This is a genomic window from Promicromonospora sp. NPDC052451, assembly GCF_044547525.1.
Classification (GTDB): Bacteria; Actinomycetota; Actinomycetes; order Actinomycetales; family Cellulomonadaceae; genus Promicromonospora.
Map to the genome: position 1 here is coordinate 90,191 of NZ_JBIUAP010000001.1, position 23,683 is coordinate 113,873.

Annotated in this window: 20 protein-coding genes; 10 read left to right on the plus strand and 10 right to left on the minus strand. The window is 72.9% G+C overall.

Annotation, left to right across the window (positions count from 1 at the left end; translation table 11 throughout):
* The first annotated feature begins 38 nt into the window (after nucleotides 1–38).
* From ACIG47_RS00400 to ACIG47_RS00410, 3 genes are all read left to right on the plus strand, one after another.
* A complete protein-coding gene (locus ACIG47_RS00400) occupies nucleotides 39–1,277 on the plus strand; it encodes an NAD(P)/FAD-dependent oxidoreductase (RefSeq protein ID WP_397429518.1) in 1,239 nt (412 codons plus the stop codon).
* Nucleotides 1,278–1,362: 85 nt separating this feature from the next.
* Nucleotides 1,363–2,490: a low molecular weight phosphatase family protein gene (locus ACIG47_RS00405; protein ID WP_397429163.1), complete on the plus strand. Its 1,128-nt coding sequence runs from the start codon at nucleotides 1,363–1,365 to the stop codon at nucleotides 2,488–2,490.
* Between the two features lie 191 nt (nucleotides 2,491–2,681).
* Nucleotides 2,682–3,416 (plus strand): VOC family protein, encoded by a 735-nt coding sequence (locus ACIG47_RS00410; RefSeq protein ID WP_397429164.1) that lies wholly within the window; start codon nucleotides 2,682–2,684, stop codon nucleotides 3,414–3,416.
* Between the two features lie 25 nt (nucleotides 3,417–3,441).
* Here ACIG47_RS00410 and ACIG47_RS00415 read toward each other — a convergent pair whose 3' ends face one another.
* The 6 genes from ACIG47_RS00415 to ACIG47_RS00440 all read right to left on the minus strand — a co-directional run bounded on the left by ACIG47_RS00415 (nucleotide 3,442) and on the right by ACIG47_RS00440 (nucleotide 8,813).
* Nucleotides 3,442–4,059, minus strand: coding sequence for a uridine kinase (locus tag ACIG47_RS00415; RefSeq protein ID WP_397429165.1), 618 nt, complete (start codon nucleotides 4,057–4,059; stop codon nucleotides 3,442–3,444).
* Nucleotides 4,060–4,102: 43 nt separating this feature from the next.
* Nucleotides 4,103–4,594, minus strand: a complete 492-nt coding sequence (locus tag ACIG47_RS00420) for a CoA-binding protein (RefSeq protein WP_397429166.1) — start codon at nucleotides 4,592–4,594, stop codon at nucleotides 4,103–4,105.
* On the minus strand, nucleotides 4,591–5,988 hold the full coding sequence (locus ACIG47_RS00425) for an O-acetylhomoserine aminocarboxypropyltransferase/cysteine synthase family protein (protein WP_397429167.1): 1,398 nt from the start codon (nucleotides 5,986–5,988) through the stop codon (nucleotides 4,591–4,593). The genes ACIG47_RS00420 and ACIG47_RS00425 overlap by 4 nt, the downstream gene beginning before the upstream one ends.
* A gap of 67 nt (nucleotides 5,989–6,055) precedes the next feature.
* Nucleotides 6,056–6,844 carry an ABC transporter permease gene (locus ACIG47_RS00430; RefSeq protein WP_397429168.1) on the minus strand — a complete coding sequence of 263 codons (789 nt, stop codon included), beginning with the start codon at nucleotides 6,842–6,844 and terminating at the stop codon, nucleotides 6,056–6,058.
* On the minus strand, nucleotides 6,837–7,856 hold the full coding sequence (locus tag ACIG47_RS00435) for an aliphatic sulfonate ABC transporter substrate-binding protein (protein ID WP_397429169.1): 1,020 nt from the start codon (nucleotides 7,854–7,856) through the stop codon (nucleotides 6,837–6,839). Before ACIG47_RS00435 ends, ACIG47_RS00430 begins: the two co-directional genes overlap by 8 nt.
* A 66-nt stretch (nucleotides 7,857–7,922) precedes the next feature.
* Nucleotides 7,923–8,813, minus strand: a complete 891-nt coding sequence (locus tag ACIG47_RS00440; protein WP_397429170.1) for an ABC transporter ATP-binding protein — start codon at nucleotides 8,811–8,813, stop codon at nucleotides 7,923–7,925.
* A 195-nt stretch (nucleotides 8,814–9,008) separates the two neighbouring features.
* Between ACIG47_RS00440 and ACIG47_RS00445 the strand changes: the two genes are divergently transcribed.
* Entirely contained in the window at nucleotides 9,009–12,404 is a 3,396-nt protein-coding gene (locus ACIG47_RS00445) for a S41 family peptidase (protein ID WP_397429171.1), read from the plus strand.
* Between the two features lie 475 nt (nucleotides 12,405–12,879).
* Here the strand turns inward: ACIG47_RS00445 and ACIG47_RS00450 are convergent, their stop codons facing one another.
* Nucleotides 12,880–13,914 (minus strand): class I SAM-dependent methyltransferase, encoded by a 1,035-nt coding sequence (locus tag ACIG47_RS00450; protein ID WP_397429172.1) that lies wholly within the window; start codon nucleotides 13,912–13,914, stop codon nucleotides 12,880–12,882.
* Between the two features lie 216 nt (nucleotides 13,915–14,130).
* On the opposite strand from ACIG47_RS00450, the gene ACIG47_RS00455 reads away from it, so the two are divergent.
* The 5 genes from ACIG47_RS00455 (at nucleotide 14,131) to ACIG47_RS00475 (ending at nucleotide 18,395) form a co-directional block, all read left to right on the plus strand.
* On the plus strand, nucleotides 14,131–15,066 hold the full coding sequence (locus tag ACIG47_RS00455) for a cation diffusion facilitator family transporter (protein ID WP_397411996.1): 936 nt from the start codon (nucleotides 14,131–14,133) through the stop codon (nucleotides 15,064–15,066).
* Nucleotides 15,063–16,046, plus strand: coding sequence for an AraC family transcriptional regulator (locus ACIG47_RS00460; RefSeq protein ID WP_397429173.1), 984 nt, complete (start codon nucleotides 15,063–15,065; stop codon nucleotides 16,044–16,046). The genes ACIG47_RS00455 and ACIG47_RS00460 overlap by 4 nt, the downstream gene beginning before the upstream one ends.
* A gap of 77 nt (nucleotides 16,047–16,123) precedes the next feature.
* Entirely contained in the window at nucleotides 16,124–16,918 is a 795-nt protein-coding gene (locus ACIG47_RS00465; RefSeq protein WP_397429174.1) for an amino acid ABC transporter substrate-binding protein, read from the plus strand.
* 3 nt (nucleotides 16,919–16,921) lie between these two features.
* The gene (locus ACIG47_RS00470; RefSeq protein WP_397429175.1) at nucleotides 16,922–17,581 is read left to right on the plus strand and encodes an amino acid ABC transporter permease; all 660 of its coding nucleotides are present in this window, start codon (nucleotides 16,922–16,924) and stop codon (nucleotides 17,579–17,581) included.
* Nucleotides 17,568–18,395: an amino acid ABC transporter ATP-binding protein gene (locus ACIG47_RS00475; RefSeq protein WP_397429176.1), complete on the plus strand. Its 828-nt coding sequence runs from the start codon at nucleotides 17,568–17,570 to the stop codon at nucleotides 18,393–18,395. The genes ACIG47_RS00470 and ACIG47_RS00475 overlap by 14 nt, the downstream gene beginning before the upstream one ends.
* A 54-nt stretch (nucleotides 18,396–18,449) precedes the next feature.
* Here ACIG47_RS00475 and ACIG47_RS00480 read toward each other — a convergent pair whose 3' ends face one another.
* The gene (locus tag ACIG47_RS00480; protein ID WP_397429177.1) at nucleotides 18,450–19,643 is read right to left on the minus strand and encodes an MFS transporter; all 1,194 of its coding nucleotides are present in this window, start codon (nucleotides 19,641–19,643) and stop codon (nucleotides 18,450–18,452) included.
* A gap of 63 nt (nucleotides 19,644–19,706) precedes the next feature.
* On the opposite strand from ACIG47_RS00480, the gene ACIG47_RS00485 reads away from it, so the two are divergent.
* Nucleotides 19,707–20,015, plus strand: a complete 309-nt coding sequence (locus ACIG47_RS00485) for an ArsR/SmtB family transcription factor (RefSeq protein WP_397412007.1) — start codon at nucleotides 19,707–19,709, stop codon at nucleotides 20,013–20,015.
* Between the two features lie 47 nt (nucleotides 20,016–20,062).
* Here the strand turns inward: ACIG47_RS00485 and ACIG47_RS00490 are convergent, their stop codons facing one another.
* Entirely contained in the window at nucleotides 20,063–21,043 is a 981-nt protein-coding gene (locus ACIG47_RS00490; protein WP_397429178.1) for a Gfo/Idh/MocA family protein, read from the minus strand.
* Nucleotides 21,044–21,142: 99 nt separating this feature from the next.
* On the minus strand, nucleotides 21,143–23,449 hold the full coding sequence (locus ACIG47_RS00495) for an immune inhibitor A domain-containing protein (RefSeq protein ID WP_397429179.1): 2,307 nt from the start codon (nucleotides 23,447–23,449) through the stop codon (nucleotides 21,143–21,145).
* Nucleotides 23,450–23,683: the final 234 nt, after the last annotated feature.

Sequence of the window (23,683 nt, forward strand, 5' to 3'; positions counted from 1 at the left end):
TGCCGCACGTGGTCGTGGTCGGCGGCGGGTTCGCCGGCATGGCCGTCGTGAAGGCCCTGCGGGACGCGCCGGTCCGGATCACGCTGATCGACCGCCGGGTCTACAACACGTTCCAGCCGCTGCTCTACCAGGTGGCCACGGGCGGCCTGAACCCGGGCGACGTCACCTACTTCCTGCGCGGCCTGCGGCTGAAGCAGAAGAACGTGCACGTGGTGCACGAGCACCTGGTGGAGGCGGACCACCAGGCCAGGAAGATCCGCCTGCTCAACGACCACTGGATCAGCTACGACTACCTCGTGGTGACCGCGGGCGTGACCACCAACTTCTTCGGCACGCCCGGCGCCAAGGAGTTCGCGTTCCCCATGTACTCGCGGTCCCAGGCGATGCGGATCCGCGACAACCTCTTCATCCGCCTGGAGAAGGCGGCGAAGTCCAAGCGGATCGACGACGGCCTCCGCGTCGTCGTCGTGGGCGGCGGCGCCACGGGCGTCGAGGTCGCGGGCGCGCTCGCCGAGCTGCGCACCGCCGGGCTCGCACCGGCCTACCCGGAGATCCACGGCGACGCCTTCGAGGTCAAGGTGGTGCAGCGCGGCGGCGAGATCCTCAAGTCGTTCGCGCCCGCACTGCGGTCCTACGCGGCCCGGGAGCTGCGGCACCGCGGGGTGTCGCTGCACCTGGGAGCCGGTGTCGCCGCCGTGGAACGCGACGCCGTGGTGCTCACCGACGGGACCCGCATCCACGCCGACCTCACCGTCTGGTCCGCCGGTGTACGCCCGCACGACGAGGTCGCCGGCTGGGGCCTGCCGCAGGACGAGGGCGGCCGCATCACCGTGGGCGACGACCTCCAGGTCGAGGGGCTGCCCGGCGTCTTCGCCGCCGGTGACATCGCCGTCTCGCCCGCCGACCTGCCGCAGCTCGCGCAGCCCGCCATCCAGGGCGGCGCGCTCGTCGGCCGCAACATCCGGGCCCTGGTGGAGGGCCGCCCCCTGGAGAACCTGCGCTACGTCGACAAGGGCACGATGGCGGTGATCGGCCGCCGGGCCGCCATCGCGGAGATCAACCTGCCCGGCAAGCGGCAGATCCGGCTCACCAAGGGCATCGCCTGGCTGGTCTGGCTGTTCGTGCACATCATGTCGCTGGTGGGCCCCCGCAACCGGGTCACGACGCTCGCGGGCCTGGTCACGCGCTACGGGTTCCCGTTCCACCGGCGGCCCGTGCCGATCGTCGGCGACGTGCCGACGGTGCGCCCGCCCCGGTCCGGGACGCCGACCGCGTGACGACCCCCTGCGCGCCGCCGGGCACGACGACGCGGTAGCCTCAACTCCTGGCGCTCGGCCACGCCGCCGTCGGCCAAGGAGAACCATGACCCCGGACGAGCTGCGGATCGCGCAGGACCTGACCATGGCGAACCCCGAACGGTTACGCCTGGTGGGCCGCATGCTCACGCACCCCGCCGGCCGCTGCTCCGCGGCCGACCTGGCACCGCACCCCGGTAGCGCCGACGCCGTCGCGGACCTGGGACGCCACCTCGAGGCGCTCGCCGCCGTGGGCCTGGTGGCCGTCGTGGGCTCGGCGGCCGTCGTGGGCTCGGCGGCCGTCGTGGGCTCGGCGGCCGCGGCGTCCGGCCCGCTGTACCGCGTGTCGTCCCGCGGGATCGCCCGGTACGGTGCGGCAGCGCTCGCGACACCCCGGCACCCCGGCGAGACCGCGCTCGACGTGCGCGACCACGAGGCCCTGCTCGCCCGCGTCACCGAGACGCTCTCCGCGGGGTTCACCGCGACCGCCGGTGCGGGCACCGTCGAACGGCTGGTCCGTGAGTGCTACGCGACCCTGGACGGCAGGATCGGGTCGCCCGCGCAGCTCCCCGCGCTGACCGCGTGGCTCGCGGCGGACCGGCTCGCCGCGATGACCGAGGTGACGCACGGCTCGGCGCGCGACGTCCTGTTCGTCTGCGTGCACAACACGGGGCGCTCCCAGATCGCGGCGGCCGTGACGCGCCGCCTCGCGGGCGACCGGGTCCGCGTCCGTACCGCGGGCAGCCGGCCCGCCGCCGAGCCCGACCGCACGACGGAGACCGTGCTGGCCCGACGCGGGCTGGACGGCCTCATCGAGTTCCCGCGGGTGCTGACGGACGACGTCGTGCGCGCGTCCGGCGTCATCGTGACGATGGGCTGCGGGGACGCCTGCCCCGTGTACCCCGGTCGCCGCTACCTCGACTGGCCGCTCGACGACCCCGCGGGCCGGCCGATCGAGGAGGTCGAACGGATCGTCGACGACATCACGGCCCGCGTGCGGGACCTGCTCGCGGAGATCGACGCGGGGGACGGCGACGGTGCCGTCGCTGACGACGCGGCGCCCGGCGCTGCGCCGTCCTCCGACGTGGACGCCGGGGCAGGCGGGCGGTCCGGGTGGCTGCCGCGCCCGGGTCGCCGGCAGTGGTCCGGGGCGACGCCGGACCTCGGCGCCGAGGGCCGGCGGAAGACGCGTTAGCCGGCCGGCTCGACCTCGGGGCCGGACGCGCCGGTCGTGAGCAGCGTATTCACAGGTCTGTGGACAACCCCTGTGGACAATTCAGGCGGTCGCCCACGCCGCACGGCGGCACCGGTGGGGAGTGTCAGTGGCTCGGTGCATGGTGGGGGTACGCAGAGAACGTCGCGCGACCATCCCGAGAGGACAGCACCATGAGCGATTCACCGTCCGCCGAGCCCGCCGGCGGCGTGGGAACCCTGGACTCCGTGGTCCTGGACGTCCGGAACCTGGGCGTCGAGGCGGACTTCTGGAAGGCACTGACGAGCGGCACCGTGTCCTCGGAGTCCGACGACTGGATCACCGTCGTGACGCCCGACCGGTGGGGCATCGCGTTCCAGCTCGCCCCCGACCTGGTGCCGCCGCAGTGGCCCGGCCAGGAGCACCCGCAGCAGGCCCACCTCGACCTCTACGCCTCCGACATGGCGGGCGCGAGCGCCCGCGCGGTGGAGCTGGGCGCGACCGTGCTGCGGGAGAACGAGCAGTGGATCACGCTGGCGGACCCGGCCGGGCACCCGTTCGACATCTGCGCCAAGGAGGGGGTCGACGGCGTCACCGTCATGGGCGCCACGTTCGACTGCCCGGACGCCTCGGCTCTCGCCGCGTTCTGGTCGCAGGTGATGGGCGAGCCGGTCACCTACGACGCCGACGGCGTGGCCATGCTGGGCGGCGACCGGCCCCTGCTGTTCCAGACCGTGGAGGGCTACAACGCGCCCCGGTGGCCGGACCCGGCCTACCCGCAGCAGCTCCACCTCGACGTGGAGGTGCCGGACCTCGACGCCGGGGAGGCCGCTGTCCTGGCTGCGGGCGCCACGCGCCTGCCCGGCGGGAGCAGCGGGTTCCGGGTGTTCGCCGACCCGGCGGGCCACCCGTTCTGCCTGGTGCACTGACGTTCGCCGCTCCTCGGCCCGTCGGTCAGCGGTGCACGAGGGCGGGGTGGTCCGGGTGGTCGACCCGGACCACGAGATCCGCCTCGTGCTCCGCCTGCGCGGCGTGCCGCTCGTACGCGGGCAGCTCCCAGGCGTCCCCGTCCGCGGTACGGCGGCGGAGCGTGCCCGGCTTGAGCGCGAGGTGCACGGCGACGTCGGTGTCGAGCCCGCGGCCGACCGCGAGCGTGCCGTCGAGCACGACCACGGTTCCCGGGACGGTGGGGACGTAACCAGCGCGCGTGACCCGGTCGGTCTCCGGGTCCCGCAGGCTGGGCAGGTACTCACCGTGCTCGACGACGCGCCGCAGCACCTCTCGGTTCAGGGTCTCGACGTCGATCCATCCGTCGAGCAGGCTGTCCGGGTCGTCGCGGCCCCGTTCGAGCCGCAGGGACCGGGGGCGCAGGAAGTCGCGGACCCGGACGCGGGCGACGGGCCGGCCGGCCGTCTCCAGCGGCGCGACGAGCGCGTCGGCCAGCCGCTCGGGGTGGGTCGACGGGTGTCCGTCGACGAGCAGCCGCACCGGTGCGCCGGGCCGGGCGAGGACGAGATCGACGATCCGCTCGACGAGGAGCGCGGCACTGACCGGTTCGACGCGTGTGCTCATCGAGGAACGACTCTATGCCGCCCGGCCCGGGCCGCGAGCCGCCCTACCGGTCCGCCCGGCGCGAGCTGATGACGCCCGTGTCGAACCCGGCCAGGTGCAGCCCGCCGTGGAACCGCGCGTGCTCGATCTTGACGCACCGGTCCATCACGACGTTCAGCCCCGCGGTTTCGGCCGTGCGTGCCACGTCCTCGTGCCAGGAACCGAGCTGCAGCCAGAGGGTCTTCGCCCCGACGGCCAGCGTCTCGTCGAGCACGGTGGGCAGGTCCTCGTGCCGCCGGAAGACGTCCACGAGGTCGGGCACGACGGGCAGGTCGGCCAGGCTCGGGTACACGGGGTGCCCCAGGATCTCGGTGGCCCGCGGGTTCACGAAGTACACCTCGTACGGGGAGGAGGACAGCAGGTAGGTCGCCACGAAGTAGCTCGCGCGCGCCGGGTTGGCCGAGGCACCGACGATCGCGATCGACCTCGTGGAGCGCAGGATCCGCAGGCGCTCGGGCGCGCTGGGGCCCTGCCAGGTCCGGGTGGCCTCGCTCATCGGTTCACTCCCGTCGCCTTGGTGAGCGCCTGGTCGAGGTCCCACAGGATGTCCTCGACGTCCTCCAGGCCCACGGAGATGCGGATGAGGTCCTCGGGAACGCCGGCCGCCTCGAGCTGTTCCGCGGAGAGCTGCTGGTGGGTGGTCGAGGCGGGGTGGATCACCAGGGTCCGCGCGTCGCCGACGTTCGCGAGGTGCGACGCGAGCTGCAGCGACTCGATGAACAGCCGCCCGGCCTCGCGGCCGTCCGGGACGGGCAGGTGCTCGTCCACGGGCACCGCGGCGCCGACCGGCGCGTCCGTGGCGAGGGCCAGGCTCTCGGCGTCGGGCCCGGCGCCTGCCGGAGGAACCTGCAGGCCGAACGCGAAGACCGAACCCGGCCCGAGCGGCAGGTACTTCTGCGCCCGCTCGTGGTGCGGGTGCGAGGGCAGGCCCGCCCAGAGCACGTAGGAGACGCGCGGGTCGGTGTCGAGCCACTCGGCCACGGCGCGGGCGTTCGCCAGGTGCGCGTCGAGGCGGTGCGGCAGGGTCTCGATGCCCTGCAGGAGCTGGAACGCGGACTGCGGGGAGAGCGCCGGGCCGATGTCGCGGAGCTGTTCGGAGCGCAGCTTGGTGAGGAACCCGTACTCGCCGAAGTTGCCCCACCAGCGCACGTCGCCGTAGGACGGGACAGGTTCGGTCATCTGCGGGAACTTGCCGTTGCCCCAGTCGAACCGGCCGGACTCGACCACGACGCCGCCCAGCGTGGTGCCGTGCCCGCCCAGGAACTTGGTCACGGAGTGGAGCACGATGTCCGCGCCGTGCTCGATGGGCCGCACCAGATAGGGCGTCGCGAGCGTCGCGTCCACCACCAGCGGGATGCCGGCGGCGTGGGCCACCTCCGCCAGCCCCTCCAGGTCGGCCACCTCGCCCGACGGGTTGGCCACGACCTCGGTGTAGAGCACCTTGGTCTCGGGCGTGATCGCCGCGGCGTAGTCGGCGGGGTCGGTGCCGGGCACGAAGGTGGTCTCGACGCCGAACCGCCGCAGTGTCACGTCGAGCTGCGTCACCGTGCCGCCGTAGAGCTGGGCCGAGGCGACCACGTGGTCGCCCGCCCCGACGAGCGCGGCGAAGGTGATGAACTCCGCCGACATGCCGGACGCCGTCGCGACGGCGCCGATGCCGCCCTCGAGGGAGGCGATCCGCTCCTCCAGGGCCGCGACCGTCGGGTTGCCGATGCGCGAGTAGATGTTGCCGTACTTCTGCAGCGCGAAGAGGTTCGCGGCGTCGTCGGTGTCCTGGAACACGAACGACGTGGTCTGGTAGATCGGCACCGCCCGTGCCCCGGTCGCCGCGTCGGGGATGCCCCCGGCGTGCAGGGCCCGCGTACGGAACCCGAAGGTGTGCTCGGTCATCGTCGTCCTGCCTTCCGTCCTGAGTTCTCCCGGACCCGTGCCCTCGCGCCCGGCGTGCCGCCCGCCATCATGCCCACTTCCGCAGGAGCCGCCGTTCACCGAGGCCGATCAGCGCGTCCGTCAGCTTGCCCAGCACCGCGAGCAGCACGATCGCGAGCAGGATGCGGTCCACCCGCCCGTTCTGCTGGGAGTCGTTGAGCAGGAACCCGAGCCCCATCGACGACGCGATGAGCTCGGCCGCCACGAGGAACAGCCACGACTGTGCGAGCGCCAGCCGCAGCCCCGCCACCAGCGACGGCACGACGGCGGGGAGCTGGACCACGGACAGGAGCCGCAGGCCGCGCAGCCCGAACGCCCGGCCCGCCTCCACGAGGTGCGGGTCCACGTGCCGCAGGGCCGCGGCGACGGTCGTGTACACGGGGAAGAACGCGCCGATCGCGATGAGGGTGATCTTCGACTCCTCGCCGATCCGGAGCCACAGGATCAGCAGCGGCACCCAGGCGAGCGACGGCACGGCGCGGATCGCGCCGAGCGTCGGCGCGAGCAGGAGGTCGCCGAGCCGGGACAGGCCCACCAGTGCGCCGACGGCGAGACCGGCGGCGGCGCCCAGCGCGAACCCGATCAGGACACGCTGCGTCGAGATGGCCACGTGGTGCCCGAGCTGGCCACGCTCGACGAGGTCGACGGCGGCGTCCCACACGGCCACCGGCCCGGGGAGCTGGTAGGCCGGGACGAGCCCGGCCGCCGTCGTGCCCCACCACAGCCCGAGGAGGGCGACCGGCACCAGGAGGCCGACCGCCACCCGGCCGGCGCGCCCGAGGCCGCCGAGGCCGCGGTGCCCGGGGCCGTCACTCATCCGAGGCCACCGCCTCCTGCGCGAACTCCGGCGCGAACAGCTCGTCCAGCGCGGTGTCGACGTCCTCCTGCGCGGTCACGTCGCCCGACTCCACGAAGATGGGCCCCACGACCTCCAGCACGTCGCGCTGCGCGTCGCCGGGCACGGGGTCGAGGTCCAGCACCGTGCGCTCCTCGATCACGGTGGACGCGACCTCGGGGTCGATCGAGGCGACCTCGGCGAGGAGCGCGGACAGCTCCTCGGGGTGCTCCAGCGCCCAGGCCCGCGCCCGCTCGTAGGCGTCCACCACGGCCTGCGTCACGTCCGGGTGCTCGTCCACGAACTCCTCGCGGGCGTTGAGGAACCCGTAGGTGTTGAAGTCGATGTTCCGGTAGATCAGCGTGTCGCCGGACTCCGCCTCGGCCGCGGCCATGATCGGGTCGAGCCCCGCCCAGGCGTCGACCGAGCCGTTGTCGAGCGCGGCGCGGCCGTCGGCGTGCTGCAGGTTCTGCACCTCGACGTCGTCCAGGGCGATCCCCGCCTCGTCGAGCGTCTGGAGCAGGAAGAAGTACGGGTCGGTGCCCTTGGTCGCCGCGACCGACGCACCCGCCAGGTCCGCCACGTCCGTGATCTCCGAGTCGCCCGCCACCACGATCGCCGACCACTCGGGCTGGCTGTAGACGTCGACGGTCCGGATCGGTGACCCGTTCGCCCGCGCCAGCAGCGCAGCGGACCCCGCCGTCGAGCCAAAGTCGATCGCTGCGGCGCGCAGGTTCTCGTTCGCCGTGTTGGAGCCGTCGGACTGCACCCAGGTCACCTCGACGCCGTCGAGCTCCTCCTCCAGCCAGCCCTGGTCGCGGACGACGAGGCTGAGGGGGTTGTAGGTGGCGAAGTCGATGTTGAGGGTGCCGGTGCTCCAGTCCCCCGCGCCGTCCGCGGCGGCCGAACCCTCGCCCGCCACGCAGCCGGTCGTCGCCATCGCCGAGACCAGGACGAGGCCGGACGCCAGGGCGGTGTACCTACGGTGACGCATGGTTGTTTCCTCTCGCTGCCCGACGGCGGCCGGCGGGCTGGGTGGGTCGATCCGGTGGTGGCGGGCTCAGCGGGCGTGATGGGTGGCCACGCCGAGACCGTCGAGCAGCTCCGCGCGGAGCTCGGCCAGGTCGCGGGCGGCGCGGTCGCGGGGGCGGTCACCCGGCACGTCCACGATCCGGGCGATGCTCCGGGCCGCGGCGTCCGGCCCGCCGTCCGACAGGGTGCGCAGCAGCACCACCCGGTCGGCGAGGTAGAGCGCCTCCTCGACGTCGTGGGTGACCAGGAGGACCGTCGCGGGCCGCGCGGCGTGCACGTCGAGCAGCAGGTCCTGCATCCGCAGGCGGGTCAGCGCGTCCAGCGCGCCGAACGGTTCGTCGAGCAGCAGGACGCCGGGGTTGCGCGCGAGCGCCCGGGCGAGCGAGGCGCGCTGCGCCATGCCGCCCGAGACCTGCCGCGGCCGCAGCCCGGCGGACGCGGCGAGCCCGACCAGGTCGAGCAGGCGCGCGACGCGCTCGCGCCCGACGGCCTGCGCCGTGCCGGGCGGCAGGCCGAGAGCGACGTTCTGCGTGAGCGTCCGCCACGGCAGCAGGCGCGGCTCCTGGAAGGCGACGGCGGTGCGCGGGTCGGCACCCGCGACGGGCGTCCCGTCGATCGTCACGCTGCCCGACGTCGGCGTGTCCAGGCCGCTGACCTGGCGCAGCAGGGTCGACTTGCCGCAGCCGGAGGGGCCGAGCACGGCCACGATCTCGCCCCGTGCCACCTCCAGGTCGACGCCGTCGAGCACGGGACGGCCGCCCGGCCTCCGGTCGCGCGCTGCGGACGAACGGCCCGGCGCGGCGAACACGCGGGCCACGCCGTCGAGGCGGACGGGGAGCGCGGGGCCGGCGTCCGCGCCGCCGACCGGGTCTGCCGGGTCGGCGGGCCGCGCCGTGGACGCCGTGGTGGGCAGAACCATCGTTGTCCATCCCTTGCGCTCGGTCGGTGCGGCGGACGGCTGTCGTCAGCACTGTCGATGGGCCACATAGAACAGGACGATGCATGACGCACACCAGACTGTTCCATGATGTGAGACCACGATGTGGACCACCGGGCGTGCTGCTCAGAGCGATTTCCGATGACGGGTGTCGGACCCCCCGAGTACGTTGACGGAGTGACCCAGGCCTATCTCCGGTATCCCCACGTCCACGGCGACCAGGTCGCCTTCGTAGCCGACGACGACGTCTGGCTCGCCCCGGTCTCCGGCGGGCGGGCATGGCGCCTGACCAGCGATCACGCACCCGCGACGACCCCCCGGTTCGCGCCCGACGGCACGCGGCTCGCGTACGTGTCCCACCGGGACGGCCACCCCGAGGCCTACGTGGTCGAGCTGTCCGACGGCGCCACCCGGCGCCTGACCTGGTTCGGCGGGAACGCCATGACCGTGCTCGGCTGGGACGACGCCGGCCGGGTGCTCGTGTCGTCCAACGCCGGGACGCACGAGCGCTCGCTCACCGTCGTGCGCGCGGTCGGGCTGGACGGCACCGTCGAGACCCCGCGCTACGGCCCGGCCTGGGGCGTGGCGCAGCACGTGGGCCCGGACGGCGCCCGCACGACCGCGCTGGTCTCGGCCGGCTACCGCACGCCCGCCCTCTGGAAGCGGTACCGGGGTGGCACGGCGTCGGTGCTGTGGCTCGACCGCGGCGGGGAGGACTGGCAGCGCCCGCTGCCCGCCGAGGAGGCCGGGGTCTACGACCCGATCTGGATCGGTGACACGCTGGTGTTCACCTCGGACCGGGCCGCCACCTTCCCCGACCACGCCGACGAGCAGGCCAACCTGTGGACGCTCGACGGCCTGGCGAGCGCGACCGGCACCCCGGAACCCCGGCAGCTCACGTTCCAGACCGAGGCCGAGGGCTACGTCCGTGACGCGACGTCGGACGGGTCGCGGATCGTCTGGCACAGCCGCGGCGACCTCTGGCTGCTCGACGAGCTGGACGGCACCCCGCGCCGGCTCGACATCACGCTCACCGGGGCGCTGCCCCAGCCGTACTCGACGGATCCCGGGTCGTCGCCGGTGCCGGTCGACGGCCTCGCCGTCGACCGGACGGGGGACGCGAGCGTCGTGGGCTGGTTCGGTACCGCCTACTGGGTCACCCACCGCGCGGGCCCGGCACGTGCGCTGGTCGCCGACCCGTCGGTGCGCGTCCGCGAGCCCGTCCTGCTCGGCGACACCGGTCGCGCCGTCGTGGTGACGGACGCGCCGCGCACCACCGCGGACGGCGTGAGCAGGGAGGACGCGCTGGAGGTCCACACCCTGCCCGGGGCGTCCGGCGACGTCCCGGACACGGCGCCGCTCCGCCTCGCGGACGGCGAGCTCGGCCGGGTGCTGCACCTCGCGGCCAGCCCGGCCGGCGACCGGGTCGCGGCCGTGTCGCACGACGGCCGGATCAACCTCGTCGCCGTCCCGGACGGCGACTCCGACGTGGCGCCGGGGACCATCACCTCGCTCGGCCGGTCGGCCAACGGCGAGGCCGAGTCTCCGGTGTTCTCGCCGGACGGGCGGTACCTCGCGTGGTCGAGCCCGACGGGCAACGTGGGCGACCACCACCAGATCCTGGTGGCCGACCTGCACGCCGAGCAGCCCGTCGTGACGGCACTGACCTCGGGCCGGTTCCACGACTTCTCCCCGGCGTTCAGCGACGACGGCAAGTACCTGGTGTTCCTCTCGGACCGCACGTTCGACCCGTCCTACGACTCCCACGAGTTCGCGCTGTCGTTCAGCGCCGCCACGCGGCCGTGGCTCATCCCGCTCGCGGCGACCGAGCCGGCGCCCTTCGGCCCGAGCGCCGACGGCTGGCGGCTGGCCAAGCCGGACGAGAACAAGCAGGAAGAGAAGCAGACCGACGGGAACACGGACGGCGAGCAGGACGCCGGCCAGGCGGACGACGGCGTCGTCTCCCCCGACCTCGACGCCGACGGCGCGGAGGAGCGCGTCGTCCCGTTCCCGGTGACGTCGGGCCGCTACCGCGACCTGCTCGCCGCCAAGGGTGGCGTGCTCTGGGTGCACGAGACCGACGACGCAGGCGTGCTCGGCTCCCGGCACGCCGGGACGGACGAGGACCCGGTGCCGAACGTGCTGCAGTTCTGGTCGTTCGAGGCCCGCAAGGCCACCGACGTCGCGGAGAAGGTGCACGCTTACGCGGTGTCCGGTGACGGCGAGCGCATCGTCGTCCGGTCCGGTTCCGACCTCAGCACGCAGTCGGCGACGAGCAAGCCCGGCGACGACGACCCGACCGCGTTCGACATCGACCTGTCCCGCGTGCGCTACGAGGTGGACCCCCGCGCGCAGTGGCACCAGATGTTCGACGAGAACGCCCGGATCATGCGCGACCACTTCTGGCGCGCGGACATGGACGGCGTCGACTGGGCCGGCGTGGTGGCCCGCTGGCGCCCGCTCATGGACCGGGTCGCGACGCACGACGACCTGGAGGACGTGCTCTGGGAGACCGTCGCGGAGCTCAACACCTCGCACTCGTACGTGCGCGGGCCCGGCGAGCGGGGCGACACCTCCCGCAGGCTCGGCCTGCTCGGCGCGGACCTCGCCCGTACCGCCGAGGGCTGGCGCATCGAGCGGGTGCTGCCGAGCGAGTCGTCCGACCCGGGGGCCCGGTCGCCGCTGCGCGCGGCCGGGGTCGACGCGCGGCCGGGCGACCTGATCGTGGCCGTCGACGGGCGGCCGGTGGACCCGGTGGCCGGCCCGGCCGCGGGCCTGCTCGGCGCGGCCGAGACCCCGGTCGAGCTCACGCTGCGTCGCCCGGCGGCCGACGGTTCCGGCGACGGCGCGGCCCCGCACACCGACCGCCGTGTCGTGGTGGTGCCGCTCGCCGACGAGTCCGACCTGCGCTACCAGGACTGGGTACGGTCGCGCCGCCAGTACGTGGCCGAGAAGTCGGGCGGGCGCCTCGGGTACGTGCACGTGCCGGACATGGTGAGCACCGGCTGGGCGCAGCTCCACCGCGACCTGCGGCTGGCCACCGACCGCGAGGGCGTCGTGGTGGACGTGCGGTTCAACGGCGGCGGGCACACCTCACAGCTCGTGATCGCCCGCCTGGCGGCACGCGTCGCGGGCTGGGAGCTGAACCGGTACTACGACCGACCGGAGACCTACCCGAGCCGTGCTCCGCGCGGACCGGTCGTGCTGGTCACCAACGAGTACGCGGGGTCGGACGGCGACATCGTGAACGCCGCCGCGCAGGCGCTCGGCGTCGGCCCCGTGGTCGGGGTCCGCACCTGGGGCGGCGTGATCGGCATCGACGGCCGGTTCGGGCTGGTGGACGGCACGGGGATCACCCAGCCCCGGTACTCGTTCTGGCTGGACGGCAAGGGCTTCGGCGTGGAGAACCACGGCGTGGACCCCGACATCGAGGTGCGGCACACGCCGGCCGACTACTTCTCCGACGTCGACCCGCAGCTCGACGCAGGGATCGCCGAGGCCTTCCGCCGGCTGGAGGAGCGGCCCGCCGCCGTGGCCCCGGCACTGCCGGAGCCACGGGTCCGCCGCGGGTAGCCGGGGCTCCTGGGTGGTCGGTCACCTGGACCGTTCTGGCCGGCGAGTTCGGTCACGTGCACCACTCCGACCGGCGAACTCGGTCACCTGCACCGTTCTGACCGGCGAATTCGGTCACCTGCACCACTCCGGCCGCGGAGTTCGGTCAGATGCCTCGAGATCGGTCGCTCAACGGACCGATCTCAGTGCAGGTGACCGAACACGGCGTCGGCTCTGGGGCAGGTGACCGAACACAACGCTGGGCTGGTGCGGGTGACACCGCTGGGCTGGGGCAAGTGACCGAACACCACGCTGGGCTGGGACGGGCGACACCGCCGGACCGGGACAGGCGACCGAACACGGCGTGGGCTCTGGGGCAGGTGACCGAACACCACGCTGGGCTGGTGCGGGTAAACACCGCTGAGCTGAGGCAAATGACCGAACACTGCGCCGAGCCGGGCAGGCGACCGAGCACGCGGTGCTCCTCGAAGGAACCTCAGGGGCGCGTGGCCTGCACGATCGTCAGCGGGCCGTAGCGGTGGTCGATGTGCGCCACCTCGCGGGCGTCGGTGAACCCGGCATCAGCGAGGAAGCGCACGAGGCCGCCGCCGAGGTTCCGGGCGGTGTGCGGGTTGGCAGCCACGGCCGAGTGCCCGCCGTGGCGCATCCCTCGGCGTCCGCGGACGCGGCCGTACCAGTGGGCGTGCCCACCACCAGCACCGTCACCTCCAAGACCGTCACCACCAAGACCATCACCACCGGAACCGCCACCACCAGAACCACCAGGACCACCAGGACCACCACCAGGCCCCCCGTCCCCCGACATGCCCGCCTCGACCGCGGCATCGCCGGTCGCGCCGCCGCCGCGCCGCGCTCCATCACCGATGCCGGCCGCGCCGCCCGCCCGGTCGACACCATGCCCATGCCCCGGCCCGTGCCCCGGCCCACGCCCGTGTCCCTGCCCCTGCCCCGGACCCGGCTCCGGCCCCGGCCCCGGCCCCGGCCCCTGCCCCTGCCCGTGCCCCGGACCACCGAAGTCCGCGAGGGTCACCGTCCCGCCCACCCGTAGCGCCCGGAAGGCCTCGTGCCCGAACCGGCCGCGGGCGTCGTCCGGCACGTGGTGCAGGGCGAGCGCGGACACGATGTGGTCGAGCGTCCCGTCCTCGGCGGGGAGGCGGTCCGCGAAACCCTGTACCAGGGTGAGCGGGACGCCGCGCCGGGTGGCCTTGCGGGCCGCGATGCGCAGGGCGGCCCCGTCGGGGTCGAGCCCGGTGACCCGCGCGCCGGGCTGGGCGCGGAGCACCGCGAGGGACAGGTTGGCGGTGCCGCAGCCCACGTCGAGCACGGACTCGCCGGGCGCCACGTCGGCGAGCGCCGCCGTGCGGTCGTGCACCGGCCGCACCTGGGAGAAGCGGGAGAACAGGTCGTAGAGCGGCAGCAGCCAGGGCTTGCCCATGCCGGGAAGGAACTCGCGGTCACGCTCCTCCCGGGTGCGTGCGTCGCGGATCCGCCCTGCGGTGTCGTGGTCCATCCGTGCTCCTTCCACCCGTGCCGCGAGGGTGCGGCGTACCTCTCCAGCATCAGACATTCTTCGGGTGGCCGACCGGACGAAAGTCGGTGCGGATCGCACGTTTCTCGGCCTGGTCGCGTGCCCCGCGCAGCCGCCGGGACCGGGCGGGCGAGGCCCGGCGGCGGTAGCGTCGTACGCGCGGCGACGCCGGAACCGCCGCAGGGCAGAGGGGGACGCATGGCACAGGACCGGGGTGGCTCGGGACTCACGGTGGTGATCGCGTTCGCCGCGAACTTCGCGGTGGCGACGGCCAAGACGTTCGCCGCGGTCCTGACGGGTTCGGCGTCGATGGTGGCGGAGGCGGCGCACTCCTGGGCCGACACCGGGAACGAGGTCTTCCTGCTGGTCGCGGAGCGCAAGGCGGCCCGGGCACCGGACCGGGAGCGTCCGCTCGGCTACGGCCGCGAGGCGTACGTCTGGTCCATGCTGGCCGCGCTCGGCCTCTTCGTGGCCGGTGGCGTCGTCTCGGTCTACCACGGTATCCAGGAGTTCGGGGCCGAGGGCGAGGCGACGTCGTACACGGTCGGCTACCTGGTTCTCGGCATCGCGTTCTGCCTCGAGGGCGTCTCGTTCGTGCAGGCGTACCGACGCACCCGCGCGGAGGCCCGGGCGCTCGGGCGCGACCTCCTGGACCACGCGCTGGCGACCTCCGACCCGACGCTGCGCGCCGTGCTCGCGGAGGACTCGGCGGCCCTGGCCGGCCTGGTGATCGCCGCGGCCGGGATGGGGCTGCACCAGGTCACCGGCGACGCGCGCTACGACGCGATCGGCTCGGTCCTGGTCGGGGTGCTGCTGTGCGTCGTGGCGCTCGTGCTCTTCGACCGCAACCGGCGGTTCCTGACGGGCGAGGTGGCCGACGAGCGGATCCACCAGGCGGTGCGCGCCCGGGTCGAGGCGCTGCCCGGCGTGGACCACGTGGGCTACCTGCGGCTGGAGTTCGTGGGACCCCGGCAGATCCTGCTGGTGGCCAGCATCGACCTGCCCGGGGAGGAGTCGGAGTCCCGCGTGGCGGTGCGGCTGCGGGCGCTGGAGCGTGAGCTGGAGCAGACCCCGCAGATCGTCGACGCCGTCCTCACCCCGGCGGTGCCGGAGGATCGGGGTGACACCCGGTGACCTCCTCGCCGTCGGGCAACCGGCTCCGCACCGTCCGCCCGGACGGCACCCCGGTCTACCGGCACCCCGCGGGCCCAGGCACGCCGTCGGTGCGGGTCACCCGCGTCGACGCCGCGGCCGACCATCCCCACCTCCCGCCCGACCACCGGCACGCGCACGACTTCCTCGTGCTGGTCTACGTCGAGCGGGGCGGGGGCACGGTCAGCCTGGGCGGACGGCCCATCCCGCTGTGCGACGGCGACGTGCACGCCGTCCCGCCCGGCCGCGCGATCGGTGCGGAACGCCTCGCGGACCTGGCGCACTGCGTCGCCTGGAGCGTCTCGTTCATGCCCGACGCCGTCCCGTCGCTGGCCTCCGTGTCGCCGCTCGCCTGGGCGCACCACCCGCTCCTGGCACTGTTCGCGGCCGGTGCCGACGGCACCGCGGCGGGCGCGGCCGGCGACAGCGTGGCCGAGGACGGCGCGACCGCCGGACCGAGCGCCAACGTCCCCGCGGCCGACCGGCCTCGCTGGTCGGCCTGGCTGACGGAGCTCGCCGAGGAGCTGGCGGAACCGGGCCGGGTCGGGGCGCGCGAGGCGGCGTCGGCCCTGCTGACCCGGATCCTCGTCGGGGCGGCCCGGCTCGCGCCGTCCGCCCCCGCACCGCCGGACCCGCTGGTCACCCGCGTCTTCGAGGAGATCGAGGCGACGTTCCGCGAGCCGGTCTCGGCGGCCGACGTCGCCCGTGCGCTGGGCTACACCCCCGGCCACCTGACCACGGTGGTCCGGGAGCGCACGGAGCGGACCCTGCTCGACTGGATCACCGAGCGACGCCTGACCGAGGTGCGCCGGCTCCTGCGCGACACCGACCTGCCGCTCGGTGTGGTGGCCGCCCGGACCGGGCTGCGGGACGCCACCTATCTGGTCCGACGCTTCAAGGACCGGTACGGGATCACGCCCGACCGCTGGCGCCGCGGTGAACGTCACGGAGGACGAGCGTGAGTTCACCCCTGCCATCGGCTAGTTTTGGGGCACACATCGGCACGACCGATATGTCACGACCATCGAACGGAGCCTTCATGTCTCGCAACCGCGCCCTCCTCTCGGCCGCCGCAGCCTCGGCTGCCCTCCTGGCCCTGACCGGCTGCGGCAGCTCCGGCGAGTCCGGCGGCGCCGGCGAGGAGCTCGGCCTGTCGGGCGACACCCTGGTCGTCGCGACGGAGGGCACCTACCGCCCGTTCAGCTTCCACGACGAGTCCGGCGAGCTGGTCGGGTACGACGTCGAGATCGCCCAGGCCGTCGCCGAGAACCTGGGCCTGGAGATCGAGTTCCAGGAGACCCAGTGGGACGCGATCTTCGCAGGTCTGGACGCCGGCCGCTTCGACACCATCGCGAACCAGGTGACCATCACCCCGGAGCGTGAGGCCGACTACCTGTTCTCGGCGCCGTACACCGTGTCCACCGGCGTGCTCGTGGTGGCCGCGGACAACAACGACATCCAGGGCTTCGAGGACCTCGACGGCAAGACCAGCGCGCAGTCCCTGACGAGCAACTGGAACGAGCTCGCCGAGGAGAGCGGCGCGACCGTCGAGGCGGTCGAGGGCTGGGCCCAGGCCGTGGCGCTGCTGGAGCAGGGCCGCGTCGACGCGACGATCAACGACAGCCTGACCTACCTCGACTACGCCAACACCGAGGACGCCTCGGGCATCAAGGTCGCCGCCGAGACGGAGGAGGAGTCGCAGTCCGCGTTCGTCGTCACGCCGGAGAACGAGGCCCTCGCCGAGGCGATCGACGGCGCCCTGGCCGACCTCCGCGCCGACGGTACCCTCGCGGAGCTCGGCGAGAAGTACTTCGGCGAGGACGTGTCCGAGTAGTCCATGGACTGGCAGCTCGTCGCCGACTCGTTCTGGCCGCTCCTGAGCGGCGGCCTCACCGGCACCATCCCGCTCGCCGTAGCCTCGTTCGCGATCGGGCTGGTGCTGGCGCTCGTCGTGGCCCTGCTGCGGCTGTCACCGAACCCGGTGGTGTCGTGGATCGGCCGCGCCTACATCTCGCTGATCCGCGGCACGCCGCTCCTGGTGCAGCTCTTCATCATCTTCTACGGTCTGCCGGAGCTCGGTGTCCGGATCGAACCGTGGCCCAGCGCGATCATCGCCTTCTCCATGAACGTGGGCGGCTACGCGGCCGAGGTGGTCCGTGCCGCCATCCTGTCGGTGCCCAAGGGACAGTGGGAGGCCGGCTGGACCGTGGGCATGTCGCCGGCCCGGACCCTCGGCCGGATCATCCTGCCGCAGGCCGCGCGGGTGTCGGTGCCGCCCCTGTCCAACACGTTCATCTCGCTCGTCAAGGACACCTCGCTGGCCACGCTCATCCTGGTCACCGAGATGTTCCGCCGGGCGCAGGAGATCGCGGCGTTCAGCAACGAGTTCATGGTGATCTACACCGAGGCGGCCCTGATCTACTGGATGTTCTGCACCGTGCTCTCCACCGGCCAGAACGCCCTCGAGAAGAGACTGGACCGCTATGTCGCCCACTGACCGCCCCACCGGCAGCCTCCTGACCGCCCGTGGCATCCACAAGTCGTTCGGCACCAACCACGTGCTGCGCGGCGTGGACCTGGACGTGCGGCGGGGCGACGTCGTCGCGCTGATCGGCGCGTCCGGGAGCGGCAAGACCACGGTGCTGCGCTCGCTCAACGGTCTGGAGACCCCCGACGCCGGCGTGCTGGATCTGGACGGCGGCCCGGTGATCGACTTCGGCGCGCAGGCGGCCGCGACGGGGTCGGGCTGGTTCCGGGGCCGCGCCGCACGAGCGACGGCCAGGTCCGACCGGGCCGCGCTGCGCGACCGGTCGGCGATGGTGTTCCAGCACCACAACCTGTTCCCGCACCGCACCGTGCTGGAGAACGTGGTGGAGGGTCCCACCCAGGTCCAGGGCGTCCCCCGCGCGACGGCGGTCGGCCGCGCCGAGGAGCTGCTGGCTCGCGTAGGACTGCTCGAGAAGCGCGACGCGTACCCGCACGAGCTGTCCGGCGGTCAGCAGCAGCGCGTCGGCATCGTCCGCGCGCTCGCCCTCCAGCCGGACCTGCTGCTGTTCGACGAGCCGACGTCGGCCCTCGACCCCGAGCTGGTGGGCGAGGTGCTGACCGCGATGAAGGAGCTCGCCGACGAGGGCTGGACCATGGTGGTGGTGACCCACGAGCTGTCCTTCGCCCGGCAGGTGGCCAGCCAGGTGCTGTTCCTCGACGGTGGCGTGGTGGTCGAGCAGGGCACACCGGAGCAGATCTTCACCGCACCCGCCGAGGAGCGCACGCGCCGGTTCCTCGACCGGATCCTCCACCCGCTCGACTGAGCCAGCCCGGCCGGGCGCACGGAGCCACGCGGTGACCGTGCGCCCGGCCGAGGGCTAGGCGACGACCGGCGCGACGCGGCGTCGCACCACGTAGCCGAGGGCGAAGACCCCGAGCGCCGCGGCAGCCGCCGCGGCACCGAGCAGGTCGAGCCACGCCGCACCGTAGGGCAGCACCGACGCCCCCACGACGGGGGCCAGCGCGATCCCGATGTACATGGCCGTGGAGTACCAGGACAGGGAGACCCCGGCGACGGCGGGATCGACGTCGACCAGCCGGTGCTGGATCGGGACGAGGGCCGCGGCGGTGGCGAGGCCCCACACTCCGAAGAGCACCGCGGTACCCACGTACGAGCCCTCGACCGCGTAGAGCGCGGCGAGGGAGACCGTCACCCCCGCGAGGGCGGCGAGCGCCGTGGGCCGTGCCCCGAAGCGGTCGGTGAGCGACCCGCCCAGCCAGTTGCCGACCACGCCCGCCACGCCGAAGACCAGCAGGAGCGTCGCCAGCGACGTGCCGCTGCCACCGGTCACGCTCTCCGTCACGGCGGAGCTGAAGATGTACACCATGTTGAACGCGGCGGTGAACAGCAGGGTCGTCATCAGGGCGAGGCCGATCCGGACGTCGCGCAGCACCGCGAACCGGGCGGCGAGCCCGGGCACGACGCCGGTCGGTACGTCCCGCGTGAGGACCAGCACCGCCAGGGCCAGCACCGCCGCGAGCGCCGCCAGGATGCCGAGCGCGAGCCGCCAGCTTCCCAGCGCCGCGAGGGCCGTGCCCAGCGGCGAGCCGACGGCTGTCGCCAGGATGAAGCCGAACCCGACGACACCGAGCGCACGCCCGCGCTGCTCGGCGGGCACGAGCGTGGGAGCCGCGGCCATCGCCGCGGGCACGAGCGCGGCGCCGCCCAGTGCGGCGACCACCCGGCCCGCCGTGAAGAGCGTCAGGTCGCCCGCGATCGCCGACAGGGCGATTCCTCCGGCGATGAGCCCCATGCCGGCGCCCATCAGCGCGGCACGTGACGTTCGGGCGCACAGCACGGAGACCACCGGCGCGAGGACGGCGACGATGATGGCGTACCAGGAGATGGAGTAGCTGACGGAGCTGGTGGACGCGCCGAGACCCGTCGCGATCTGCGGGAGCACGCCCGCGATGACGAAGGCGTTGGTGCCGACCACGAACAGAGCTGCGGAGATCAGGGCGATCCGGAGGTAGGCGCCACGCAGCGAGTAAGATCGTTCGATGAGCGTCATACGGTTGAGCGTAGCCAATCGTTCGATGCCTGTCGAACGATTACGACGAGGTGCAGGTGAACGATGAGTGACTTCCCGAGTCCCGACATGGCCGAGGTCGAGCTCGTCGACGTGCTCCGCGCCCTGGCCGACCCGGCACGCCTGCAGATCGTGCGCAGGCTCGGCGACGGCCAGCCCTGCGCCAAGACGCCCGAGGTCTGGGGCGACCTGAACCTCTCGAAGTCGACCATGTCCCACCACTTCCGCACGCTGCGGGAGTCCGGGGTCACGCGCACGGTGGTGCACGGCCGCACCCACACCATCCAGCTCCGCAAGGACGAGCTGGACGAGAAGTTCCCGGGCCTGATCGAAGCGGTTCTGGGCGACGCCTGACGCTGAGATCTGGTGGCACACCGCCAGATCTCGGCGTCCTGGGCGCGCTATTCGCCCGGGTAGGTCAGGCCGATCTGGGAGCGGATCTCGTCCAGGGTGGCCATGATGGCCACCGTCTCCGCGCGCGGGAGCAGCGGGCTGTCCAGCTCGCCGGCCGCGACCAGGCGCTCTGCCTCGGCGGCCTGGAAGTGCATGCCGCGGCCGGTCACCTCGGCGGTGAAGGTCTCGGTCTCGGTGCCCGACGCGTCGTAGACGTGCACCGTGGAGGGGTTGTACCAGGTCGCGTCGATCTCGATGCGCCCCTCGGTGCCCAGGATCGAGGCCCGGTTGGGACCCCGGGTGTCGGACGCCGACACCGTGGTCGCGACCCGGGCGCCGTCGTACCCGAAGATCGTCGCGATCGTGGCGTCCGCGCCGGTCTCCTTGAACGTCGCGTGCGACTGGATCGTGAGCGGCTCGCCGAACAGGTCCCACGCGAACGAGACCGGGTAGATGCCCAGGTCGAGCAGCGAGCCGCCGCCCAGGGCCAGGTCGTTGATGCGGTGGGCCGGGTCGTCGGGCAGGTCCTGGGTGTGGTCCACCAGGAGGGTGCGCACCTCACCGAGCACGCCCGAGGCGATGATCTCGCGCACGCGTGCCATGTGCGGCAGGAACCGGGTCCACATGGCCTCCAGCGCCACCAGGCCCTTGGCCTCGGCGAGCTCCGCGATCTCGCGCGCCTCCGCGGCGTTGAGCGTGAACGGCTTCTCGACCAGCACGTGCTTGCCGGCCTCCAGCACGAGCTTCGCCGCCTCGGCGTGCATCGGGTGCGGCGTGGCCACGTAGACGATGTCGACCTCGGGGTCGTTCACCAGGTTCTCGTAGGAGCCGTGCGCCGTCGGGATGCCGAACCGGTCGGCGAACGCGCGCGCCTTCTCCAAAGATCGGGACCCCACCGCCTGCACGGTGAAGCCGTTGTCGTTCAGGTCGGACGTGAAGCTCGCGGCGATCCCGCCGGCCGCCAGGATGCCCCATCGCAGGTGTGTCATGCCCCGAAGGGTAGTCCCGCACCGGCCCGACGACGCCAGAGCGCCCGCCCGGTCAGGACCGGACGGGCGCTCTCCTGGCGTGTGCTGCTCAGCGACGGGTCAGTTGACCTGGATGGTCATGTGACCCGTCCGGGCGTCCTGGGTCAGCACCTTGATGGTGGTGCCCGTGCCGCCCACCTTCACCGAGTGACGCGGGTTCTCCGCGTCCCAGTAGGCCTCGGGGTCGGTGTCGTCGAAGACCCAGGCCGGGCTCTGCTTGCCCTGCCGCAGGGTCGTGAGCGACGTGGCCGACACCTCGCGGTGCAGCGAGATCGCGTCCGTCTTCTCGCGGCCGAACGTCGCGTCGAAGGACTGGATGCGATTCCGGGCGATCGTGCCGTCCGACCACTTCAGCACCTGCGGGCGCGCGTCGACCGGCAGCGCCTGGCCGCCGCCCTCGTGCTGCGACGTGTTGTTGTCGCCGTACAGGCTGTTCACGTACCAGATCAGCAGGCCGTCCTGGTACGGGTAGTGCTCCACCTTGTTGCTGTTGGTGAAGCTCCAGCCGAAGTTGTACGGACCGGTCTTCAGCGTCTGGTCGTACCCGCCGTACACGCGGTTCTCGGCCACGTAGTAGTGCTGGTAGGTGACCTCGTAGGTGCCGTCGGCACCGACCGTGGTGAAGCCGTCGACGGTCCAGTCGGCGACGTCCGAGAAGTCCTCGGTCAGCGCGTCGCCCACGGCGACGTCGTCGACCAGGATGCCGGTCTCGTTGGTGCCGCCGTCGCTGGAGTAGCGGAACCGGACCTGCGCCGTCTCGCCCGCGTAGTCCGCCAGGTCCGCGGTCAGGTCCACCCAGGCGCCGTCCGAGCTACCGGTGATGCCGGCGCCGGGGTTGGTGCCGTTCGGGTCCTCGTCCGTCGACAGGTTGTTCACCAGCGCGGTCCAGGTGGAACCGCCGTCCGTCGAGACCTCGGCGAACGCGTAGTCGTAGTCCACCTCGATGTCGTACTGCACCTTGGCGGTCAGCGAGGCACCGTCCGGCACGGTGAACGAGGGCGACGTGATCGTGTTGTTCAGGTCGTTGCCGGTACCGGAGTACACGAACTGCCCGTCGAACGGTGCGATGCCGAGGTCGACCTGCTCGACGCCGTCCGGCAGGTTCACGATCGCGGCCTGCGCGCGCGTCGTGGCGTGGAACGACGGGCCGAGCTTGACGCGCTCGGTCTCGCCGGGCTCCACCGTCTCGTAGTCGAGCCAGCCCAGGAACAGCTTCTCCGTGGCACCCATGTGGTTCGGCGTGGTGCCGATGGTGCCGTCGCCGTGGCCCATCCACGAGCCGGAGCTCATGAGGTTCCAGTAGCCCGTGCCGTTCTCGCCGCCCGCGGTGTCGTAGTAGTCGGGCAGGCCGAGGTCGTGCCCGAACTCGTGCGCGAAGACGCCGAGGCCGCCGTTCTCCGGCTCCGTGGTGTAGTCGCGGATCCAGATGTCGGAGTCACCGATCTTGATGCCGCCCACCTTCGGGTAGTCGGCCGGGCCGTCCGTGCCGAAGCCGCCCTGGTTGACCGACCAGCGGTGCGACCAGATGGCCTCCTCGGGCGCACCGGCCTCCTCGCCCTCGCCGGCGTGGATCGCCTGGAAGTGGTCGATGTAGCCGTCGGGCTCGTTGGTGATGCCGTCGCCGTCCAGGTCGTAGCGGTCCCAGACGTCGAACGACTGCAGGTACGCCTCGATCTCCTCGGCACTCTTGCCCGCCGCGACCTGCTGGTCGTACCAGGCGTCCGCGGTGTCCTGGATGAACCGCGTCATGTCCGTGCCGGACTCGGTGGTGCCGTAGGACGCCGTGCTGTAGGGCACGGTCACCCAGTCGGACACGTCGCCCTGCAGGTCGAACCGGCCAGACGACATCTCGTCGTAGATGCCCGCGAACGACTCGCCGTCCTGGTCCTCCAGGCCGGTGAAGAACATCTCCTGGTAGTGCTCGCGCGAGAAGTCGGACTCCCAGTACGTGGAGTTGTCGTCCGCCGCCGGCTCCGGGATCGAGTTGTGCACCGGGCCCGCGGTGGCGTCCGGGTAGCGCTCGTCGACCTCGTCACCGAAGTCCACGAGGATGCTGAAGAGCTGCGCCGTCTCCTCGACCCCGTACTCCACGTACTCGCGCGGGGAGATCTCCACGACCTTGGACCGGTGCTTGCCCGTGCCGCGGGTCTCGACCTTGGCCTCGCCGGTGGCGACCATGTCGACGGCGAGCTGCCGCCGCTCGGTCTGCTTCTCGGCCAGGGCGTCCGGGCGGTTGTCCTCCTTGGCCGGGGCCGCCTGCTGCGGCGGCTCCTCGACGGGCGGTGCCGCGGAAGCGGTGATCGGTACGACGGCGGCCGAGAGCAGCAGTGCTGCTCCCGCGCCGACTGCACAGATACGAGAGTTCATCTTTCCTCCGTGAAGAGAGCCGCGTCCGGGACGAGGAGGTACGTACGGGTCGCCGGACCTGCTGGACACCTTTGTCCACGGAGGAGGAAACCAGGGAAATATTACGACAATGTTGCCTAGGACACACGCCAGGTTCACCCAGTTGTCCGGGTATGCGGGTGCCGAATCGGTTCGATCCCGCGTACCTTGGCGTTGCCGAGTGCCCACCCGTCGCCGGGTCCGGACCGGCCCGCT

What these genes read in the sequence shown, in the direction of transcription:
- ACIG47_RS00490 (WP_397429178.1), bottom strand. Translation starts at nt 21,043, where the DNA reads ATGACACACCTGCGATGGGGCATCCTGGCGGCCGGCGGGATCGCCGCG.
- ACIG47_RS00495 (WP_397429179.1), bottom strand. Translation starts at nt 23,449, where the DNA reads ATGAACTCTCGTATCTGTGCAGTCGGCGCGGGAGCAGCACTGCTGCTC.
- ACIG47_RS00425 (WP_397429167.1), bottom strand. Translation starts at nt 5,988, where the DNA reads ATGACCGAGCACACCTTCGGGTTCCGTACGCGGGCCCTGCACGCCGGG.
- ACIG47_RS00430 (WP_397429168.1), bottom strand. Translation starts at nt 6,844, where the DNA reads ATGAGTGACGGCCCCGGGCACCGCGGCCTCGGCGGCCTCGGGCGCGCC.
- ACIG47_RS00485 (WP_397412007.1), top strand. Translation starts at nt 19,707, where the DNA reads ATGAGTGACTTCCCGAGTCCCGACATGGCCGAGGTCGAGCTCGTCGAC.
- ACIG47_RS00415 (WP_397429165.1), bottom strand. Translation starts at nt 4,059, where the DNA reads ATGAGCACACGCGTCGAACCGGTCAGTGCCGCGCTCCTCGTCGAGCGG.
- ACIG47_RS00475 (WP_397429176.1), top strand. Translation starts at nt 17,568, where the DNA reads ATGTCGCCCACTGACCGCCCCACCGGCAGCCTCCTGACCGCCCGTGGC.
- ACIG47_RS00470 (WP_397429175.1), top strand. Translation starts at nt 16,922, where the DNA reads ATGGACTGGCAGCTCGTCGCCGACTCGTTCTGGCCGCTCCTGAGCGGC.
- ACIG47_RS00455 (WP_397411996.1), top strand. Translation starts at nt 14,131, where the DNA reads ATGGCACAGGACCGGGGTGGCTCGGGACTCACGGTGGTGATCGCGTTC.
- ACIG47_RS00440 (WP_397429170.1), bottom strand. Translation starts at nt 8,813, where the DNA reads ATGGTTCTGCCCACCACGGCGTCCACGGCGCGGCCCGCCGACCCGGCA.
- ACIG47_RS00435 (WP_397429169.1), bottom strand. Translation starts at nt 7,856, where the DNA reads ATGCGTCACCGTAGGTACACCGCCCTGGCGTCCGGCCTCGTCCTGGTC.
- ACIG47_RS00450 (WP_397429172.1), bottom strand. Translation starts at nt 13,914, where the DNA reads ATGGACCACGACACCGCAGGGCGGATCCGCGACGCACGCACCCGGGAG.
- ACIG47_RS00400 (WP_397429518.1), top strand. Translation starts at nt 39, where the DNA reads ATGGCCGTCGTGAAGGCCCTGCGGGACGCGCCGGTCCGGATCACGCTG.
- ACIG47_RS00480 (WP_397429177.1), bottom strand. Translation starts at nt 19,643, where the DNA reads ATGACGCTCATCGAACGATCTTACTCGCTGCGTGGCGCCTACCTCCGG.
- ACIG47_RS00410 (WP_397429164.1), top strand. Translation starts at nt 2,682, where the DNA reads ATGAGCGATTCACCGTCCGCCGAGCCCGCCGGCGGCGTGGGAACCCTG.
- ACIG47_RS00420 (WP_397429166.1), bottom strand. Translation starts at nt 4,594, where the DNA reads ATGAGCGAGGCCACCCGGACCTGGCAGGGCCCCAGCGCGCCCGAGCGC.
- ACIG47_RS00465 (WP_397429174.1), top strand. Translation starts at nt 16,124, where the DNA reads ATGTCTCGCAACCGCGCCCTCCTCTCGGCCGCCGCAGCCTCGGCTGCC.
- ACIG47_RS00405 (WP_397429163.1), top strand. Translation starts at nt 1,363, where the DNA reads ATGACCCCGGACGAGCTGCGGATCGCGCAGGACCTGACCATGGCGAAC.